The following is an 18,571-nucleotide window of genomic DNA, read 5'->3' as shown; positions in this document are numbered from 1 at the left end:
GGGTTTTCGGTGTTATAACCGTAACTACTTGCGAGAAACTGGTTCATAAAGATGGTTAACAGACGAGCAAAGCGGACTGTCGCCGAACGACCATTAGGAGACATTCCGGTCCCGAACGAACGCATCCCATGCGGCGTCTCGATCTTCTAGCTTTTCCCTTCGTCTTCGTATCAATGCTTTCGCGGAAAGCCAGAGAGCCAAAAGGCCGACAACGACTCCGATGACAATCAGCACAGGCCTTGGAACGGGAATGATGCGCGAGGCAGCGAAACCTAGCGCGCCTGCCGCCATCAGGAACTTGTCCGTTTTGGTGTATGATCTCGCCATTCTAAAGGCCTCCGCACAACCATTTAGCGTCACCGAGTTAATGACCGCTTTCCACCCATGACGGCCCTTCCCTAAAATCGCAGATTTGCGTGTATTTTCAGTGTTACAACCGTAACCACTTGCGAAGATGTGGTCCATGCGGACGAGATCCGGCTGTTCGACTTCATGATCGATCGTTTTGCGCTGGTCCAGTTGCCGGTCCTGCCGCTGCCTGGTCGCGGGACATGGTTTGCGCGCGCGATCGCCAACCATTATGGCGACGAATTTGCGGAAAACCACGGTAAAGCACTGACGGTGCGGGAAGCGCTGGGTGCCTCGATCCCGTCGGCTGGGGTGGCGTGCGCGTTCGAGCGGGAGATGCTTGGCCGCCTATCCGATGCCGCCCATGGCGGCCCTTTCGATCCTTCTTCGCTGACGGAGGATTATGAAGCGGGCCTGCGAATCGCCAATATGGGCGGGCGTGGCGTGTTCGTCCGCATGCGCGACCGGACCGGTGCGCTTGTCGCCACGCGCGAATATTTCCCCGACAGCATCCACGCCGCCGTCAGGCAGAAGGCGCGGTGGATGGTGGGCATATCGCTGGCGGGGTGGGATCGTATGGGCTGGCACGGCGGCCCTGCCGAATGGTGGATGCGCATTCGCGACCGTCGCGCCACTATTGCCGCGCTCATTCTCTTTGCCGCCTATATGGCGCTGATCCTATGGGGCCTGATCGCCGTGGTGGGCCTGTTCGTGCCATTGTCCCCGCCACCCCTCCCAGCCTTCACGGAAGCCTTGCTATGGTTCAACATGGGGTTGATGGGCTGGCGCACCTTGATGCGCGCGCTTTTTGCGGGCCGGGCTTATGGCTGGCGCTCTGGCTTGATGGCGATACCCCGCACCGTCATCGCCAATTATATCGCCATATTGGCGGCTCGACGGGCCGTCTTCCTCTATGGCAAATCACTCCTTGGCAAACCGCTCCGCTGGGACAAGACGCAGCATAGTTTCCCCGACCTGAAGACCGATCCGTGAGCCGTACCGCGAACGGCCGCCCATTGCGCTTTTTCGCGATGATGATGATGGGGTGGATCGCTCTTCGCCTGATGGGCCATCATGCCGGCACGCTTCCGCCTCAGCCAAGCTATGCTGACGCCGACAATGCACCGCGATCTGTCCTACTGCCGACAGTCGTGCTGGCGTCCACCGCCGTCGCGGCGCTGCCGCAACCCCCACGGCTGGCCGTGGAACGCTTGCCGCACATCGCGACACGCACGACGAAAGAGAAGATCGGGCCACCGTCCGCACGGCCATCCGCAGCCGCCGACAACGCCGCCATGCCTGTCGATCTGATGGATTTCATCACTTTCACCGTCGCGTTCGCCAATCGCCATTTCGCGAGCGACCCGGATTATATAAGCCGATTCCAGGCACCGACGGCCAGTCCTGCTCCATTTCCAGCGGCGCAAAAAACGCCGGATCGATGGCACGCCGCTGCGTGGCAGCTGTGGCGCCCAGGGGGCGCGAATCCTGGCGGAGCCATTGCGACCGGGCAACTCGGCGGCTCGCAGGCCGGCCTCCGCGTGGATTATGATCTGACCCCCCGCGCCGCCAGCAGGACCATTGCCTACAGCCGCGTGACCAGCGCCCTTCAGCGCCCGACGGTGCCCGAAGCCGCGGTCGGATTGTCCATTCAGCCCGTCCGCGCGATCCCGGTCAGTGTCGCGGTCGAACGGCGCATCGCGCTGGGCAACGGCGCACGCAACGCCAATGCGGTGATGGCGGTGGGCGGGTTTGGACCGGTGGCGATCGCCCCGACGGTCGTGGCCGAGGGTTATGGGCAGGCGGGAGTCGTCGGCTTTAAGCGCGGGGATGTTTTCATCGACGGCAAATTCTCGTTGTCCACGCCGCTGGCGCAATCACCCTTCCGTGTCGGCGCAGCCATGTCGGGGGGCGCTCAGCCGGGTGTTAGCAGGCTGGACATAGGCCCCGAAGTGCAATTCCGCCTGCCCTTGCGACATGTCGGGGCCCGCATCGCCGTCGAATGGCGCGAACGGATCGCGGGCCAGGCTCGGCCTGGATCAGGCCTGGCTATCACGCTGGCTGCCGATTTTTAATCGCCTTACGCCATCGCCGCTTTATATCGCCGTCCGTTGGCGTTACCGCGGACACGCATGGATCTTTACCTGCCCATAGCCAATCTATCGGTGAACGCGCTTGTCATCATCGGCCTGGGCGGTGTCGTCGGGTTGCTGTCCGGCATGTTCGGCGTGGGTGGCGGGTTCCTGACGACCCCACTGCTGATCTTTTATGGCATCCCCCCCACCGTCGCCGCCGCTTCCGCCGCCTCACAGGTAACCGGCGCCAGCGTCTCAGGCGTGTTTACGCATATGTCGCGCGGCACCGTCGATTTCCGCATGGGTGGCGTGCTGATCGCGGGTGGCGTGATCGGGGCGGGCCTGGGCGTCTTCATCTTCCGCCTGCTCCAACATCTGGGCCAGATCGATACCGTCATCGGCATCCTTTATGTGCTGATGCTGGGCGGCATAGGCGCATTGATGGCGAAGGAATCGATCCAGGCGCTGGTTGCACTGAAAACCGGCAAGCGCCTTCCCGCTCGCAAGCGGCGGCATCATCCGTTAGTCGCTGCGCTGCCGATGCGCTGGCGCTTCTACCGCTCCGGCCTCTACATCTCGCCGCTTGCGCCGCTGTTGCTGGGCATGGCGACCGGCATATTGACGATGTTGCTGGGCGTGGGCGGCGGTTTCATCCTGGTGCCCGCCATGCTTTATCTGCTGGGCATGGCGACGCAATCGGTGGTCGGCACATCGCTGTTCCAGATATTGTTCGTCACCATGGCGACGACGATGATGCACGCGATGACGACCAAGGCGGTGGATTTGGTGCTGGCGCTGCTGCTGCTGATCGGCAGCGTCGTCGGCGCGCAGGTCGGCGCGCGCATTTCCATGTCGATCAGGCCGGAATATCTGCGCATTCTGCTGGCCGCGATCGTGCTGTTCGTCGCGGCGCGGATGGCGCTGGGACTGGGATTTCGTCCTGACGAAATCTACACGATCGAGGTGGGCTGATGCGTCGCTGGCGTGCCTTGCTCGCTCTGCCGGCAGCACTGGCGTTGATCGGGGCAGACGAACCGCAACTGGTGCCGGACGTTTCCCAGCGCGAAGTCGTCATCCAGTACAGCTTTACCGGCGCGGACCTGCTGCTGTTCGGCGCGATCGTCTATCCCGACGGTCGGCGCCCCGACAGGCCGGCCGACATCGTCGTCGTGCTCAAGGGGCCAGAACAGTCGATCACCATGCGCGAAAAGCAGAAGGTCGCTGGCATCTGGGTCAATGCCGACACCGCCCGCTTCCGCTCCGCGCCCAGCTTCTACGCCATGGCGTCCTCGCGTCCGATCGACCGGATCGTCGATGAACGCACCGCCGCCATTTACGAACTGGGCGTGGACAAATTACAACTTTCGCCCTCCTCTTTGAACGAAAGCGTTGAATTATCGCGCTTCCAGTCGGGGCTTGTCGATTTGCGGGCGCGGTCCGGCCTGTTCGTTGAGCGGCCAGGCGCGGTCGAGATCACCGACGGCGTCCTCTATCGCGCGCGCCTGCCGTTGTCGGCGCGCGTCATCGTGGGCGACTATACCGCCGAAACCTTTCTGGTGCAGGACGGCCGGGTGGTCGCCGCCGCGGTTCGGGACATTACCGTGCGCAAATCGGGCTTCGAACAGTTCATCGCCAGTGCGGCCGAACATTGGTCCTTCGCCTATGGCCTGGTGGCGATCGCCATGGCCGTAGGCATGGGTTGGGCCGCAGGCTTCATCGCCCGTCGCATCTGAAAAGCCCCCCTTTCATTCTTTGGATCAAGCCGATTGCTCAAGTCCTAATAGTCCCACTAAAATAGCGCCACAGGTGTCGAGGGGGATCGGACAATGACGGACACAGCCACGCAGCCGGGCGATGGGCCTTTTCCGAACCTGGCGCAGCGCAGCCATGCCCTGCGCGCCTCGCTCTCGCGCGAAATGCACGTTCGCAAAATGCCGCGGCTGGAAACCCCAGCCCGCGCCGTTCAGTTCATGATGATGGTCAATGAGCAGGAGTCGCGGGACAGCCTGGCGGCGCTCCACGCGCTGCTTCCCCAGAATGCTCCCTCCCCCGATGACAGCGACCGCTTCTTCGCATGCCGCGTTGGCACGCTCGGCTTTTCCTGGGAACGGCACAGCGAGTTCATCACTTACAGTTTCATAGCCGACGGCGATGGCGAGCCGTTCGATTTGTCGCCTTTCCTGCCAGTGTCGCACTGGATCGATCGGCTGCCGGGGCAGATCATTCGATCGACCCAGATCGCCTTGACCAGGAACGAGCCATCTAACGCGACGATCGCCACCTATTTCGCTTCGGACGACCTCATCATTTCGGACATCGCCCAAGGGCGCGCCCGTATCTGGGGCGATTTCCGGCTGCATGACAATGGGTTCGGCCGCTTGCTGGTTCAGGATCGCGGACTGGAGGGCGCAGAAGCTGCGCTGTTGGTGCAACGGCTGCAGGAGTTGGGCAATTATCGGAAGATCGCGCTGCTTGGCCTGCCCGAAGCGCAGCAGGCGACGCCGGTCCTTGCCACGTTGGAGCAGCGCCTGACCGACGTCACCGCGCGCGTGGCGGAGCCGCAAGCGGACGCCGATGCGGTTCTGGAGGATCTTTCTACGCTCGGTGCCGAACTGGCGCAAATCGTTGCACGCACCCGCTATCGCATGAGCGCCACCCACGCCTATGCGGAACTATGTTTCGACCGCATCCGCCGGCTGGATGTCGCGCCCGTGCGCGGCTATCGCTCGCTCGACGATTTTACCGAGCGGCGGTTGCTGCCAGCCATGCGGACCTGCGACGCTTTTAGTCGGCGGCTGGAAGATTTGTCACAACGCACCGCATGGACCAGCGCGATGCTGCGCACGCGGGTCGACACCGCCCTGGCGCGCCGCAATCGCGACTTGTTGGCATCGATGGACCGGCGCACCGGTCTGCAACTGCGCCTCCAGCACACGGTCGAAGGTCTGTCGGTGGTGGCGATCAGCTATTATGCGCTCGGTCTGTGGCATTATCTCAAGGAAGCGATCGAGCATCAGGGCGCGCATCTGCCCGGCTGGATCGACCTGGCCTTGGTCCCCGCGATCATCGCTGCGGTGTTTCTGGGCCTTCGCAAGATCAGGAAGATGAAGCGCCCGCCATCCTTGCGGGACGGCGAGACGCTCGACCATTAGGGCTTATTCGGCCAGCAACTGCACCGGGCCGATCAGGCCGGACGGACGCAGCGGCGCGTCGGGCCGATAGGTCGGCGCGGCGGTGAAGGTGATTTTTCCCACGCCGGGCTGCTGGTCGCCGATCAGGCGATTGACCCACAGGTTCGCGACCTTGACCTCCAACTGGTTGTTGCCCGGCTTCACCAGCTTGCCGATGTCGAGCCGATAGGGCGCGAACCAGGTCGTGCCGGCCAGATGGCCGTTGACCCGCACCTCGGCCAGATCGCCGATCTTGCCCAGATCAATCCACAGCGGCGCGCCGGAGTTCACGCCCTTTGGCAGGGCGAAGCGCGTAGCGTAGGTCGCGATGCCGGAGAAATAGCGCACGCCCTTGTCGGCGTTGTTTTCAAGCGGTGTCAGGGCAGGCATATTGATCCGTGCGGGTGCGCCGCGACCGGGCTGGAGGCTGACGGTCCAGGGGCTTGTCAAAGTCGCGACCGAATGTGTTGCCTTGGCCGTCATGGTGACAGATGGCACTGCGGACGGCTTGCGGAACAGGATGAAGAAGGCATCCTCGGCGCCGACATCCAGCGGGATCACCGTTTCGCCGCCTTCGATGCGGTAGGAAACAGGCGCGGCCATACCCTCGATTGCGCGCCAGATTTCGGGCTGTCTGCCGGTGACCCGAAAACGCGCCTCGACTCTACCGGCCTTGTCGGTGCGGTTGTTGACGAAATACAGATCGCCGTCCGCCAGCTTGCGGTGGACGAAGCGATAATCGGCGTCCTGTGCGCCGTTCGTTATGTGAAAGTCCGGTCCAACGCCCGTGCTGGCGAGTGCGGCTTCGGCGTCGCGGCTGGCGATCACTCGGCCCTTGCCGATCGGAGCGCCGCTCCACAGGCGCGTGACGAGCGCCTTGAACGCCGCGGTATCGTCCGCCAGGCCCGGCGCACGTTCGGGGGCCATGCCGATTATGGTCGCGCCGCCCTCCACCAGCGCCGCGATCCGTTGCAACGTCGCCAGCGTCATCACCCGGCTGGCGCCGCCCAGATAGAGTGCGCGGTAGCGGGCGTTGCCCGCCGCCAGTTCGCCATTAGCCACGGTCATCCGGTTGGCAATGATGTCGGCATTAACGAAATCATAGGCGTAGCGGGCGGGCAGGTCGGCCGGCACGCCATGTTCGAACAAAGATGTGATCGGCATATCTTCGCCATAGAAATAGGCGAGATCGGCATGGTCGCGGCCCTGTTGCAGCAGATAGCCGGTGCGCGCCATATAATCGACCCATGGCTTGGCCATCTCCGCCCAGCTTTCATGCCGGTTGAAATATTGGCCGAAGATTATGAGGCTGAGGCCCGGCAGCTTGTCATCGACCGGTTGGTGGACCGATGTATGGATGATCGGCCGGTTAACGCCCGATGCGAACTCCAGGTCGATGACGCGCTTCAGGTCCGATGGCGCGAAGGCCCAGGGCGCAAAGGCCGATGTCATGGATTCGGCCGACACGATATTCTGGCCGTAGATATGGGCGACCGACGCCGCCCCCTTCATATCGCCGATCAGCGTGGAACGCGGCGCACCCCCGCGGTTGAAGGTCCACATCGCCGCCATCGGCACATCGGTATGGGACCGCATGTCCAGGTCGTCGCCCAGCACCGGGCGGCCATTTTCCAACGCTTCGCCATAAACGGTCATGCCGTTTTCATGTGCCACCTTCGCGACCGTGCCATAATGCGCATCGGCCAGCAGGTCCGCCAGCGTTTGCCGATAATCATGGAGGAAGGCGTCGCTGCGGGCAGCCGATCCCACGACCGCGCCGGTGAGCGTGGGCAGGAAGGGCACCGGATCATAACCGCGCCGTGCCTTAAACTCTTCCACCATGCGCGGGGTCCAGTTGGACGCACCCACTTCGATACTGTCGGTCAGCAGCGCTCTTATGCCCTTCTTCCCGATCCAGTCCGCGCCCACCGTATCGCGATACATGCGAAGATAGGTTTCGAGATAGCGGCGCACCGCCGCCGCATCATATTTGTCGACTTCCAACCCCGTCGCTTCGGGCGTGGCGGGATGATTAGTCTTGCCGGTCAGCGACCAACCCATGCGAACGATGCGCCAATCGCTGCCCCTGGGCGCCGTCCAATCCAGCGTGCCGTCTGGGCGCAGACGGTCGGTCAGGTCCATCACCTTCGCCGGATCGATGGCCGGCACGTCGGGCACGGACCTATCGCTCAACGCATTATAGTCAGCGACGATCGCGTAACCGGCTTTCGCCTCATATTGATCCACCTTCGATTCTGCCGACAGACGCAGGTCGCCGATGCCCAGCGTGGCGCTGCTGGGCCGGGCGAAGACATCCATCATGATCGCGCCGGGCGCGCCATCGCCTAGACCAGGCGACTTGGCCGCATCGTTGGGCGAGAGGATGACACGGAAGCGCTGAGCGGCAACTGGCGCGAAACCTATCGTCGCCGATACTTCCGTCAGCGAAAAGCGGCCGACCGGCTGCCAGCCCCGCACAGTTTCGGCCTCCAGCGTCGGGCGATAGGCCGGATCGCCGAAGGGCGGCCGGGCATGGGGCACGAACAGACTGGCAGAGCGGATCGTGACCGGCTTGCCATAGTCAAGGATCAGCGCACCGGGATTGGCGGCGTCGCCTTTGGCGATCTGCACCATCGTTTCAAGATCGTTGTCCACCAAAGGCGCGGCGCTGAGCGCCGTTCCGTCCGCCTGGGTGACGCGCGGCTGTGGCAGGGGGATGGCCTTGAACGGATAGGCCAGAATGCGGGCGTCGCCATAGGAGGTCGGAAGCGCGCCCGCCCCACCCCCCGCCGCGAGCGGATCGCTGAATTTAGCGCTTTGGAATGCCCCGGTAATCGCCGGTGGCATGGGCAACGTGCCCTTCAGCCGTTGGCCGCCGGGCAGGTCCATCTCGCTCCACACCAGCTTCTTCATCGCGTCCTGCGGTTTGACCCACGGACCGCCCGTCTCGCTCCAGCCCGGCGAGGCGGCGATGGCGAATTCCAACCCCTTGGCGTCCGCCGTCTTCACGGCATGGCGGAAGGCATCCTTCCAACCGTCGGTCATATAGATCAGTCGTTCCTTGACGATCTGCGGGGTCATCAAGCTGGCGTCGAAATTCTGGACCCCGCCGATGCCCATGCGCGCCATCCAGTCGAGATCCTTGTCGATGCCCTCCTTCGTAACATTGCCGTTCATCCAGTGCCACCACACGCGCGGCCGCGCCGACTGAGGCGGATTGCGGAAGCCATCCGCCAGATCATCCGCCAGCGCGGGCGCGCCGATCGCACTGCAGACCAGCAGCGCGGCGAAACGAAGGGTGCGGGCTTTCATCGACGAACGATCCTCTTGTTCAAACAGGGCGGGCGGACGACAGCAGTCGCCGTAGCGCCAGGCTGGCGACCAGCGCGCCAAGCGCGCCGCCATAGGCGATCTTGATCATCATGGCAGCGCCCCAGGCGATCGAAGGAACGTCCAGGCCGCCGATCGAAACGGCTAGCAACCCGCCCAGCCCCGCACCGGCAATAGCGAAGAGCGCCGCGCGCAACAGGATACCGCGCAGCGAAACGGCGTGCTGGACCGCCGCGCGGATCAGCTTGCGCCGCACGATCAGCGACGGAACCAGAGCGCTCATCAGCGCAACGGCAATGCTTTGCGGCACGAAATCCTGCGCGAGTTGATCCGGCGCGCCCCAGCGCAAAAGACGCGGCTGCGTCCCGAAGACGCCGAGGAAGAAGGCGAGGCTCAGGACGCCGTTGATGACGATGCTGATCGCCGCTTCCCGACCGATCGAAACAGCCTGTGTCACTGGCTGGCTTTCGCCGCCAGCAGCCCCCGCATCTCCATCCAGGACAGGAATTGCGGCAACAGACCCATGGTCGTCGTGCCGGGCAAACCCTTGCCAAAACCATGATCGCCGCGTTCATAGGCGTGGAGTTCGACCGGCCGCTTCGCCTGCCGCCAAGCTTCGACGATGCCGAAATTCTGCTTTGCGAAAAGCCCGTCGTCCATGGCGATCGCCGCAAACATCGGCGGTGCGTCAGCCGGCACGGAGATGGCGGCCATGGGCCCATAGATATAGCCGATAAACGCGGGCCGCTGCGCGCCCTGCCCTTCCAGCGCGGCGTTGAGCGTGGTCATCGCCCCGGCGGAAAAGCCGATCATGCCGACGCGTGACGCATCGACATGATATTGGGTCGCGCCAGCGCGCACGATGTCCAGCGCCCTGATCGCATCCTGCGTCGCGCGCGGTTCCTTCACGTCTTCGGCTGGGCCATCCTTGGCGGCGGCGGCGAAGCGCTGCCCCATCATGTCCAGAAAGGCGCGATCGTCCCGTGGCGTTGCGTTCAGTCTATATTTCAGAACGAAGGCCGCAACGCCATGGTCGGCCAGCCATTGGGCGATCTCGCTACCCTCTCCCGTCATCGACAGGGACAGGAAAGCACCGCCGGGCGCCACGATAACCGCTGCGCCGGTCGCCTTGCCCGGCGCAGGCAGATAGGGGGTCAAAGTCGGCCGCACGACATTGCGCACCATGATGTTATCCAGCCTGTTCGCGCCAAGCGTCACTTGCATATGCGACCATTGCTCGTCTTTGTCCGCGGGCGGAGAGACAGCCGGATAAAGGGGAATCGCGCCTTTCTGGTCGGGGGCCTTGATCGGCTCCATATGCACATCCTGCGCAACGGCCGGAGCAGCGACCAGCAAGATAGCCGCGCAAATCACAGATTTCATCGGATAGTCTCCTTACAGCGCGTTGCGGCGGGCGATCGCGCCATAGACGGCAGCGCTGGGCTTTGCCGTGCGGGCGAAGGTGACGGGATCGACGCTGTGCAGGCCGAATTTGGGCTTATAACCAAATATCCACTCGAAATTATCGAGCAGCGACCAGTGGCAATAGCCCAGCACCGGCGCGCCATCGTCCATCGCAGCCTTCAGGCCGGCGAGCGCTTCGGGAATGAATTTCGCGCGGATCGCGTCATCATCGCTGCCCACCCCATGTTCGGACACCAGGATCGGCACGCCGGTCGCCTCATGGGCAAAGCGCACCGCGCCTGCAAGCGAGCCCGGCCAGACTTCGGTGCCCGACCAGTTGACGGTCGATCCGGCGGGCGCAGGCAGGCGGCCCTTGTCGCCCCAGAGCGCGCGTTCGTAATTCTGTACGCCGATGAAATCATCGCCCTTGGCGACGTTCAGCCATTCGCCGTAAAGTTCGCCGCGCATCCTGTCGCGGATCGACGCCTTGCCCACGGCCTGGTCGTCCATCATCGCCAGCGAGAAGCCGACCGGCAGGTCGGGCCGCACCGCCTTGATCGCCGCCTTGCCCGCCTTGTGCGCGGCGAGCAGCCCCTTTTGCAGCGCAGGCAAATCGTCAAACCCGGCGACATTGGCGCTGACAAACTTGGGCACGCCCAGCCGCTTGGCCGCGGTGTCGAGCGTGAGTTTCTGAATGTCCCACACCTGCTGGGGCAACATAGGCTTCAGCAACAGCAGGATATTGGGTTCGTTGAAGGTGATGACCCGGTCCACCCCCTGCCCCAGAGCGCGGGTCGCCTTGTCGCAATAGCGGGCGAAAAGCTGCGCGCTTTCGGGGTTGGTCCAGCCGCCCTGCGCGCTGAACCAGCGTGGCGCGGTGAAATGGCTGTAGGTGACGATCGGCGTCAGACCGCGCGCGCGGCACCCGTCGACGATCGCCCGATAATGGTCAAGCATCGCCTGCGAAGACAGCCCCTTCTCCGGCTCTATTCGCGCCCATTCGATGCCGAAGCGATAGCAGTTGAGGCCCATAGTCTTGGCGAGATCGAGGTCGGTTTCCCACAGAGCGAAACTGTTGCAGGCGTCGCCGGACGGCTGGGCGAAGACGGTGGGCTGCTGATTTTCCAGAAACCACAGATCGCTAGCGATGTTGTTGCCCTCGATCTGGTGCGCCGCGGTCGCAGCACCCCATAGGAAACCCTTCGGGAAATTCGGGTCGGCGGCCTTGTGCGCGGCGAAACCGGGGGCGGCCATCAGCGCCGCGCCGGTGGCCAGAAGGGTTCTGCGGTCCAGCATGGTGTCGATCTCTCCGATTATGATTGTCAGGCGGTTGTGTCGCGCACGAAGGCGCAGATTTCATTGGCGAGCCGACGGTCGGCGGCGCCCAGATGCATAGCCATGCTGTAATGATTATGGCCCGAATGGATAAACGCGCGCGGCATCGCGCCATGGCGAGCAAGCCGATCCTGCATCAGGCTGAGGAACTCGGCCTGAAAGCGCGGCGGATCAAATTCGGCGCAGGCGAGCATCAAAGGTAATGGCGTGCCCGCGACCGCCTCCAGCGGCATCCGTTCAGCATAGAGCGCCGGATCGCCATAATAGAGCGTGTCCCGCTCATCGAGCGGCGTATAGCCATAGAGGCCCGAAAGCAGGATCGCAGCGCAAATGTCGCGATCGCCAGCCAGTTTGAGATAGCCCGCCACATGCACAGCGCCGGCAGAGGTGCCCATCAGCACGATCCGTTCCGGGTCGCCGCCATATTGCGCAGCATGATCCTTGATCCAGGCGACGACGGCGGCGATATCCTCCGCCCCGGCGGGCCAGACATTGTCCGGGGCCAGCCGATAGTTGATGACGACGCCTAGAAACCCCGCCTGCGCCGCCATGCGGCCGACATTGGCGTTGGGCCACGCGTCAGTCCCGCCCCCATGCCCGCCTTTGTCGCCTTTCAGAAAGCCGCCGCCATGGACGAACACCAGGATCGGCACGAGACCGTCACCCTGCGGCCGATAGATGTCGAGACGGTGGCGTTCATGCGGCCCATAAGCGATGTCGGCGACGCTGACCGGCACCTGATCGACCAGCGCCAATTGCTCGGCATCGAAGAGAGCACGGCATTGCGCAAGCACGGCGGGGCCAAGGTCCGTCCCCATGGCGGCTATGGATTGTCTGACTGAAATCATCCCCGCACCCTAACCACCTCGGTCAACAGCGAAAGGGGCATGGCGGAGAACCGCCATGTCCCTTTTTCGATCAGAATTTGGCGTCAAGTTGCAGGCCGACCTGGCGGAAGGACTGCGGGCCATAAATGGCGCCCAGGCCCGAACCGAAATTGCTCTGGAGCAAGGAAGGTTCGTGGACATTGAACAGGTTGCGCACGAACACGCCCGCCGAATAGCGTTCGTCCTCACTACGCACGCCCAGACGACCACCGACCGTCCAGTGCGGACGGAAGGTTTCCGCGCGGGTCGATGTATTCTGGTAACGGACCCGCGATTTCCAGATCGTGTCCGCCGCCAGGAAAGCGTTCAGGCCGCCGGTCAGCGGCTGCTCATATTCACCCGACAAGGTGAACTTGTACCGCGGCGAATAAGCTAGCTGGCTGCCGCCGATATCGGTGCCGTCATTGCCGATGAAACCGCCCGGATAGGTCGCCTTGGTATAGATGAAACCGGTGTTCAGAGACAGTCGATCGGAAATCTGGCCGAACAGGTTGACCTCCGCGCCGCGCGTTTTGACCCCGTCAATGTTGGTCTGCGCGCAGACGAGCTGCGCCGTGACCGGATTGACGATACATTCCTGCGCCTGGAAATTCTTGATCTTGCTATAGAAGACGCTGACGTCCAGCACCGCACCGCCGAACAGCGTGGCCTTCATGCCCGCTTCATAGGACATCGGGATTTCCGGCTGGACGACATAGGGCAGCAGTGGCGCGGTCGGCACCGCGATCTGACCGCCTTTGAACCCCCGCGACGCAGTGGCGTAAGCCATCAGCGAGCGGTCGATGTCATATTGGATGCCGGTGCGCCACGATATTTTGTCGACATTGAGGATCTGGAAGCTCTCCGCCCCGGTGCCGGCATCGGTCCGGTCCAGCGACAAGCGCCCAGCCGTGTAGCGTCCGCCCAGGATGAGGCGCAGCTTGTCGGTGGCGTGCAACGTCCCTTGGCCGAAGATGGCGAGGGATTCGTCGGTGATCTCGTTCAAAGCGCCCGGAGAGTCGACCGGACGGATCACGAAGCCGTTGGGCAGCGTCACCGAAATGGTGAAGCGTTCGGGCTGCTGCACCGTCTTCTGGTTCGAATAGAAGGCGCCGACCGTATATTCAAATGTCGAATTTCTGGGCGACGATGCGCGGAATTCCTGCGTGAACAGGCGGATATTCGTGCCTGTCGGGCCGCTGATGAGTTCCGATGCCAGCGGATCGGCGCGATAGATATTGCCCAGCGTATTGCTGCTTTCCGTCTTACGGTAGGCGGTGATCGACGTCAGCGTCAGCGGACCGGCATCGTAATCGACCTGCGCCGATCCACCCCATGCTTTGACCTTGCTGCTGAATTCATCGCCGATGCAGAAGGTCTGGTTGCCCTCGCCCGGCGTAATGCCGCAGCTGTTGAGCAGCGCGGTGTTGGCCGGCGTGTTGGACAGGAAGGTGAAGAAATCCCCACCATTGTCCGCCGACCCCTTGGACCAGTCGCCGATCAGATTGACGGTCAGGTCTTCGCTCGCATTCCACAGGAAACGGCCACGCACGGCGTAGCGGTTGACGTCGTTCCAGTCGCCGGCGACAGCATTGCGGTTGACGCCCTGGCGCGTGTTGCTCATGCCCGACACGCGCAGCGCGCTGGTGGGGCTGAACGGCACGTTGATGACGCCCTGGACGACCTGCTGGCCATATTTGGACCCGACGGTCCCGGCATCGGACAATTCGGTGCGGACGCGGCCACTAAATTCGGTCGGATCAGGCGCGTTGGTCGTGATGTTGATGACGCCCGCGGATGTGGTCAGGCCGAACAGCGTGCCCTGCGGCCCCTTGAGCACTTCGATCCGCGACACGTCGAACAGGTCGGAGATATTGGCGTTACCCTGGCTCACCTGATCGACGACGACGCCGACCGAAGCTACCGCGCCGGGCGAAAAGCTCTGCGTACCGATGCCGCGGATTGATCCGCCACCGCCGGTATTCTGGGCCGGTGCTGACTGGATTTCCAGCGCGGGCGCGACGCGGTTGAGGTCGTTCAGATTATTGACCTGCTGGCGCTCCAACTGCTTCTGGCTGGCCACGGTGATGGAGATGGGCACCTCCGTCACCTTTTCCTGGCGACGCTGCGCGGTCACTATGATGTCGGACATGGCCGATTCCGCCGCTTCCTGCGGCGTTGCGGCATCCTGGGCAAAGGCTGGCGCGACGATGGCGAACGTACTGACGCCCGCCATGGCCAGGATGGACTTGTGGAAATTACGCATGATGTATCCTCCCCTTCTTATGATTGGGTAGTTTGGGCTTATTGTTCGTCGATGATCCGGTTGGTGAGCGTGCCGATGGCGCCGACGCTGACCTCGACCTTATCGCCGGCCTTCATGTAGAGCGGCGGGGTGCGCTTATCGCCGACGCCGCCGGGCGTGCCGGTCGCGATGACGTCGCCGGGGGCCAGGGGGGTGAAGGCGCTGATATATGCGATGACCGTCGGGATATCCCAGATCATGTCGGCGACCGCCTGATCCTGCACCAGTTCGCCGTTGAGGCGCGTCTGAACACGCAGCGCGCCCAGATCGTCGATCGCGTCGGGCGTGACCAGCGCGGGGCCGAAGCCGCCGGTACCGGGGAAGGTCTTGCCCGGCGTGAACTGGATATTATGGCGCTGCCAGTCGCGCGCCGACCCGTCGTTGAAACAGGCGTAACCGGCCACATAGGCCATGGCGTCGGCGGCGGCGACCTTATGGCAGGGCTTGCCGATGATGACCGCCAGTTCGCCTTCATAATCGAAGCGTTCGGTCACGCTCGGCTTTACCAGCGGCTGGCCGTCGGCGACCAGGCTGTCGGCATAGCGCACGAAGATCGCGGGATGCGCCTTCTGCTCGCGCCCGGTTTCCTTGACATGCTCGGCATAGTTTAGGCCAACGCACAATATCTTGGCGGGATCGGGGATGACCGGCAGCAGCACGATATCGGCGGCGGCGAAGGCCGCGCCGTCGGCCAGGCTCGCCAAGCTGCCGTCGGTCAGCGCCGCCTTCAGGCTGGGCGTCGCGTCGGTCGCCAATTCCACGATCGTCTCGCCATCCTGGCGGCCGAAGCTGGGGGCGCCGTCGGGGCGGCGGAAACTTACAAATCGGGTCACGTCTCTGTCTCCTTTGCCGCGCGGGGCGGCTTTCAATCCGGTCGTAGCAAGCCATGCCCCGCCAAGCGCGGCGAGCGCGGCCCGACGGTCAAGCGTCAAGCGGCGCAGCCTCCCAGTCGCGGCGATGGCGGAATTTTTCCTCGGCGGCGCGCAGGCCATCGAAATCCTTGTCGGACACACCCCACTGGTCGATCCGCTTGGCGGGCCAGGTCCAGTCTTCGGGCGCACCGGCCTGATAGTCGTCGGGCACTTTGTTAACCGCCGTCGAAAATTCTATGACGGGGCCGAAGGGGGCGATGAAATAGGCGAAGACATTGGCGCCGGGGCCGTGGCGGCCCGGTCCCCAGGCCGGCGCCATATCCTGATCGCGCAGGCGGCCGATGCCGCGCATCACCGCGTCCAGATCCTCCATCTCGAAGGCGATATGGTTGAGCGATGCGAATCCTGCGCGGGCGAAGGCGGTGCTGTGGTGCGAGTCATTGCAGCGCACGAACACCATGCCCTTGGTCCGGTCCGACACGCGGAAGCCCAGCGCCTTCTCGACCAGATGGCCGGTCATTTCCGCGTCGGCCGAATTGAATACCACATGAGTGAGCTTGACCGGCAGGTCTGCGCCCACGATCGGCTTCACTTCCTGCGCATCGACCAGGAAGCGCAACAATTCGCCCTCCGCCAGTTCCACGATGATGCCGTGACCGCTGCCCAGATCATGGGAGACGACGGGCGCGGCGGTCAGGCCCGCTTCGCTCACCGATCGCTTGAGCTGTTCCAGCCGTTCGGCGGTGCAGACGAAGGTGGTCGAACGGACATAGCTATCGGCCGATTCTTCCAGCGCGATCAGATAGGGGAAGCTGCCCGATCCGCGCAGATAATGGATGTTGCCCTCGACCGCCGCCGGGGCCATGCCCCAGATGTCGGTCAGGAAGGCAGCGGCGTCCGCCGCCCCCGGCAGCGCCAGTTCGATGCTGCGTAATTTCATTTTACGTCTCCGTGGGATAGGCCCGCGACCAGGATGCCGGCGATGGCGCAGGCTTCGTCGCAATCGCCGGTGTCGCCGCTGATCCCGACGGCGCCCATCACCGCGCCTTCCACGTCACGGATCAGGACGCCGCCGGGGGACAAAGCGAGCCGACCGCCGGTGGCGGCGACGACGCTCTGAAAGAAAACCGGGTTAGAGGCGGCGCGGGTGGCGATAACGCGCGTATCCGCCCCCATACCGAGCGCGCCTGCCGCCTTGGCCTTCGCGATGTCGAACCGGAACAGGCTCGCACCATCCTCGCGGACAGTCGCAACCGGGTGCGCGCCGGCGTCCAGCACGACCACAGCGAGCGGCTGGGCGCCATCGGCGCGCGCCTGGTCCAGCGCGGCGTCGATGATCGCGCGGGCCTGGGTAAGGGTGAGACTCATGCGGCGATCTCCTGATGGGCATGGCCGGCGATCAGCGCGTCGCGGCGGGCGATGAGGTCGACGGGTTTGCCGGTGCCGAAGACATAATGGTCGGGACGGATCAGCACGGCGTCGGCCTGGCGATCGGCCAGCCAAGCGACGATCGCACCGTTGTCGTCCAGATCAGCCAGATCGATAACGGTGACGTCGCCGCTCTCGACCAGCGTGCGGGTGAAGAGACGCCAGCCGCCGCCGGTGACATCATCGAGCAGCCGGTCGCCGACGCGCGGCTGGATGAAGCGTTCCCCCGCACCCGCCGTCTCGGTGGCGACGATGCAACTGGATATCGCTGGGATCAGGTCGGCGGCGGTACCATGCTGCGCGCGCTTGGCCGCTTCGCGCATTTGCGCGTCACGCTCCGCTGCCGCCTGCGGGTCCAACATGCAGATGTAGCGGCCCGCGCCCACAGCGGCTGAGATGACGGCGCGGACATGGGGATCGCGTTCGAGCTGATAACTCTCGAGCAGCGTGTCGTTCGCGCCGCCCTTCAGCACCAGCTCCAGCTTCCACGCCAGATTGGCGACATCGCGCAGGCCATGGCACATGCCTTGCCCAAAAAAGGGCGGCGTCTGGTGCGCGGCATCGCCGGCGAGGAAGACGCCGCCGATCCGCCACCGCTCGGCGATCAGGCCGTGGAAGCGGTAGGTCGCCGCGCGCACGATCCTGTGCGGAACCCCGGAGAGATAGGGTTCGACAAGGGCTGCGACCGCATCCGGTTCCATCATGGCCTGGTCATCTTCGCCGGGCAGCAGCATGAATTCCCAACGGCGATGATTGCCGCGCCCCGGCACGATCGTCGCCGGGCGCTTAGGATCGCACATCATCACCGACAGCTTTTGCAGGTCAGCGCCGTCCGGCACGCCCCACAGGTCGGGGAAGCGCACCGGCCCATCGACCTCTGCATCGACCACCAGCCAGGGCTCTTCGAAATCGAGGTCGTCCAGGCGCACGCCCAGCGCCTTGCGCACCGCGCTGCGCGATCCGTCGCACGCGATGACATAGCGGGCCTGCTCCGTCCGCCCCTCGGAAAGCCGCAGCGTGACGCCGTTTTCGTCCTGCTCCAGCCCTTCAAATGCGACGCCGAGTTGGACAGTTATATTGGGATAATCGGCCAGCGCGTCGCGCAGGTGATCCTCCAGTTCGGGCTGGTAGAAGAAATAGTCGTTCGACCAGCTGAACGGCCGCGCCCGGCCGACGGTGCCCATGTAGCGGATGACGCCATGGTCGGCGCCGACATGGAGATGCCCTTCGGTGTCGCGCATGTTCCCCGCGACACGATCGATCACGCCGGCCGACTGGAACAGGCGCATCATTTCATGGTCCAGATGGACCGCGCGGGGCAGCGGATACGGGTTCGCCTCCTGCTCGATCACCAGGATCGAGAGGCCGGATTTGCCAAGGAGATTGGCCGCAAAGGCCCCTACCGGCCCGCAGCCGATGATCGCAACGTCGAACATGG

Annotated in this window: 15 protein-coding genes and 1 pseudogene; 5 read left to right on the top strand and 11 right to left on the bottom strand. The window is 63.9% G+C overall.

Annotated elements, in window-relative coordinates:
• Positions 1-93: 93 nt before the first annotated feature.
• Positions 94-465, bottom strand: a complete 372-nt coding sequence (locus tag CEQ44_RS23970) for a hypothetical protein (protein ID WP_140419315.1) — start codon at positions 463-465, stop codon at positions 94-96.
• Between CEQ44_RS23970 and CEQ44_RS10390 the strand changes: the two are divergent.
• The 5 genes and pseudogenes from CEQ44_RS10390 to CEQ44_RS10370 all read left to right on the top strand — a co-directional run.
• Positions 448-1,341, top strand: a pseudogene (locus tag CEQ44_RS10390) (glycosyl transferase family protein); the annotation flags it as partial. The gene CEQ44_RS23970 and the pseudogene CEQ44_RS10390 overlap by 18 nt on opposite strands.
• Positions 1,338-2,423, top strand: coding sequence for a hypothetical protein (locus tag CEQ44_RS10385; protein WP_088183740.1), 1,086 nt, complete (start codon positions 1,338-1,340; stop codon positions 2,421-2,423). The pseudogene CEQ44_RS10390 and the gene CEQ44_RS10385, both read left to right, overlap by 4 nt.
• 57 nt (positions 2,424-2,480) lie before the next feature.
• Positions 2,481-3,395: a sulfite exporter TauE/SafE family protein gene (locus CEQ44_RS10380; RefSeq protein ID WP_088183738.1), complete on the top strand. Its 915-nt coding sequence runs from the start codon at positions 2,481-2,483 to the stop codon at positions 3,393-3,395.
• On the top strand, positions 3,395-4,156 hold the full coding sequence (locus CEQ44_RS10375; RefSeq protein WP_088183736.1) for a TIGR02186 family protein: 762 nt from the start codon (positions 3,395-3,397) through the stop codon (positions 4,154-4,156). Before CEQ44_RS10380 ends, CEQ44_RS10375 begins: the two co-directional genes overlap by 1 nt.
• A gap of 93 nt (positions 4,157-4,249) precedes the next feature.
• Entirely contained in the window at positions 4,250-5,575 is a 1,326-nt protein-coding gene (locus CEQ44_RS10370; protein WP_088183734.1) for a DUF3422 domain-containing protein, read from the top strand.
• Positions 5,576-5,578: 3 nt separating this feature from the next.
• Here the strand turns inward: CEQ44_RS10370 and CEQ44_RS10365 are convergent, their stop codons facing one another.
• The 10 genes from CEQ44_RS10365 to CEQ44_RS10320 all read right to left on the bottom strand — a co-directional run bounded on the left by CEQ44_RS10365 (position 5,579) and on the right by CEQ44_RS10320 (position 18,569).
• Positions 5,579-8,905 carry a glycosyl hydrolase gene (locus tag CEQ44_RS10365; protein ID WP_088183784.1) on the bottom strand — a complete coding sequence of 1,109 codons (3,327 nt, stop codon included), beginning with the start codon at positions 8,903-8,905 and terminating at the stop codon, positions 5,579-5,581.
• Between the two features lie 19 nt (positions 8,906-8,924).
• Positions 8,925-9,380 (bottom strand): hypothetical protein, encoded by a 456-nt coding sequence (locus tag CEQ44_RS10360; protein ID WP_088183732.1) that lies wholly within the window; start codon positions 9,378-9,380, stop codon positions 8,925-8,927.
• Positions 9,377-10,306, bottom strand: a complete 930-nt coding sequence (locus tag CEQ44_RS10355; protein WP_088183730.1) for an alpha/beta hydrolase — start codon at positions 10,304-10,306, stop codon at positions 9,377-9,379. The genes CEQ44_RS10360 and CEQ44_RS10355 overlap by 4 nt, the downstream gene beginning before the upstream one ends.
• A 12-nt stretch (positions 10,307-10,318) precedes the next feature.
• The gene (locus CEQ44_RS10350; protein ID WP_088183728.1) at positions 10,319-11,623 is read right to left on the bottom strand and encodes a glycoside hydrolase family 1 protein; all 1,305 of its coding nucleotides are present in this window, start codon (positions 11,621-11,623) and stop codon (positions 10,319-10,321) included.
• A 26-nt stretch (positions 11,624-11,649) separates the two neighbouring features.
• Positions 11,650-12,480 (bottom strand): alpha/beta hydrolase, encoded by an 831-nt coding sequence (locus CEQ44_RS10345; protein WP_254913833.1) that lies wholly within the window; start codon positions 12,478-12,480, stop codon positions 11,650-11,652.
• 100 nt (positions 12,481-12,580) lie between these two features.
• Positions 12,581-14,794, bottom strand: coding sequence for a TonB-dependent receptor (locus CEQ44_RS10340; protein WP_088183725.1), 2,214 nt, complete (start codon positions 14,792-14,794; stop codon positions 12,581-12,583).
• A 38-nt stretch (positions 14,795-14,832) separates the two neighbouring features.
• Positions 14,833-15,666 (bottom strand): fumarylacetoacetate hydrolase family protein, encoded by an 834-nt coding sequence (locus tag CEQ44_RS10335; RefSeq protein ID WP_254913834.1) that lies wholly within the window; start codon positions 15,664-15,666, stop codon positions 14,833-14,835.
• 88 nt (positions 15,667-15,754) lie between these two features.
• Positions 15,755-16,645: a VOC family protein gene (locus tag CEQ44_RS10330; RefSeq protein ID WP_088183723.1), complete on the bottom strand. Its 891-nt coding sequence runs from the start codon at positions 16,643-16,645 to the stop codon at positions 15,755-15,757.
• Entirely contained in the window at positions 16,642-17,073 is a 432-nt protein-coding gene (locus tag CEQ44_RS10325) for a heme-binding protein (RefSeq protein ID WP_088183722.1), read from the bottom strand. The genes CEQ44_RS10330 and CEQ44_RS10325 overlap by 4 nt, the downstream gene beginning before the upstream one ends.
• Entirely contained in the window at positions 17,070-18,569 is a 1,500-nt protein-coding gene (locus CEQ44_RS10320; protein ID WP_088183720.1) for a bifunctional 3-(3-hydroxy-phenyl)propionate/3-hydroxycinnamic acid hydroxylase, read from the bottom strand. The genes CEQ44_RS10325 and CEQ44_RS10320 overlap by 4 nt, the downstream gene beginning before the upstream one ends.
• Positions 18,570-18,571 lie beyond the last annotated feature (2 nt).

This window comes from Sphingobium sp. Z007, assembly GCF_900013425.1.
Taxonomy (GTDB): domain Bacteria; phylum Pseudomonadota; class Alphaproteobacteria; order Sphingomonadales; family Sphingomonadaceae; genus Sphingobium.
The sequence above is the reverse complement of the archived record's forward strand: the minus strand, read 5'-3'. Positions and strand labels throughout refer to the sequence as shown.

Bases quoted from the DNA above. Each gene is read 5' to 3' on its own strand.
- CEQ44_RS23970 (WP_140419315.1), bottom strand. From the start codon at position 465: ATGGACCACATCTTCGCAAGTGGTTACGGTTGTAACACTGAAAATACA.
- CEQ44_RS10380 (WP_088183738.1), top strand. From the start codon at position 2,481: ATGGATCTTTACCTGCCCATAGCCAATCTATCGGTGAACGCGCTTGTC.
- CEQ44_RS10375 (WP_088183736.1), top strand. From the start codon at position 3,395: ATGCGTCGCTGGCGTGCCTTGCTCGCTCTGCCGGCAGCACTGGCGTTG.
- CEQ44_RS10370 (WP_088183734.1), top strand. From the start codon at position 4,250: ATGACGGACACAGCCACGCAGCCGGGCGATGGGCCTTTTCCGAACCTG.
- CEQ44_RS10365 (WP_088183784.1), bottom strand. From the start codon at position 8,905: ATGAAAGCCCGCACCCTTCGTTTCGCCGCGCTGCTGGTCTGCAGTGCG.
- CEQ44_RS10355 (WP_088183730.1), bottom strand. From the start codon at position 10,306: ATGAAATCTGTGATTTGCGCGGCTATCTTGCTGGTCGCTGCTCCGGCC.
- CEQ44_RS10350 (WP_088183728.1), bottom strand. From the start codon at position 11,623: ATGCTGGACCGCAGAACCCTTCTGGCCACCGGCGCGGCGCTGATGGCC.
- CEQ44_RS10345 (WP_254913833.1), bottom strand. From the start codon at position 12,480: ATGGGGACGGACCTTGGCCCCGCCGTGCTTGCGCAATGCCGTGCTCTC.
- CEQ44_RS10340 (WP_088183725.1), bottom strand. From the start codon at position 14,794: ATGCGTAATTTCCACAAGTCCATCCTGGCCATGGCGGGCGTCAGTACG.
- CEQ44_RS10330 (WP_088183723.1), bottom strand. From the start codon at position 16,645: ATGAAATTACGCAGCATCGAACTGGCGCTGCCGGGGGCGGCGGACGCC.
- CEQ44_RS10325 (WP_088183722.1), bottom strand. From the start codon at position 17,073: ATGAGTCTCACCCTTACCCAGGCCCGCGCGATCATCGACGCCGCGCTG.
- CEQ44_RS10320 (WP_088183720.1), bottom strand. From the start codon at position 18,569: ATGTTCGACGTTGCGATCATCGGCTGCGGGCCGGTAGGGGCCTTTGCG.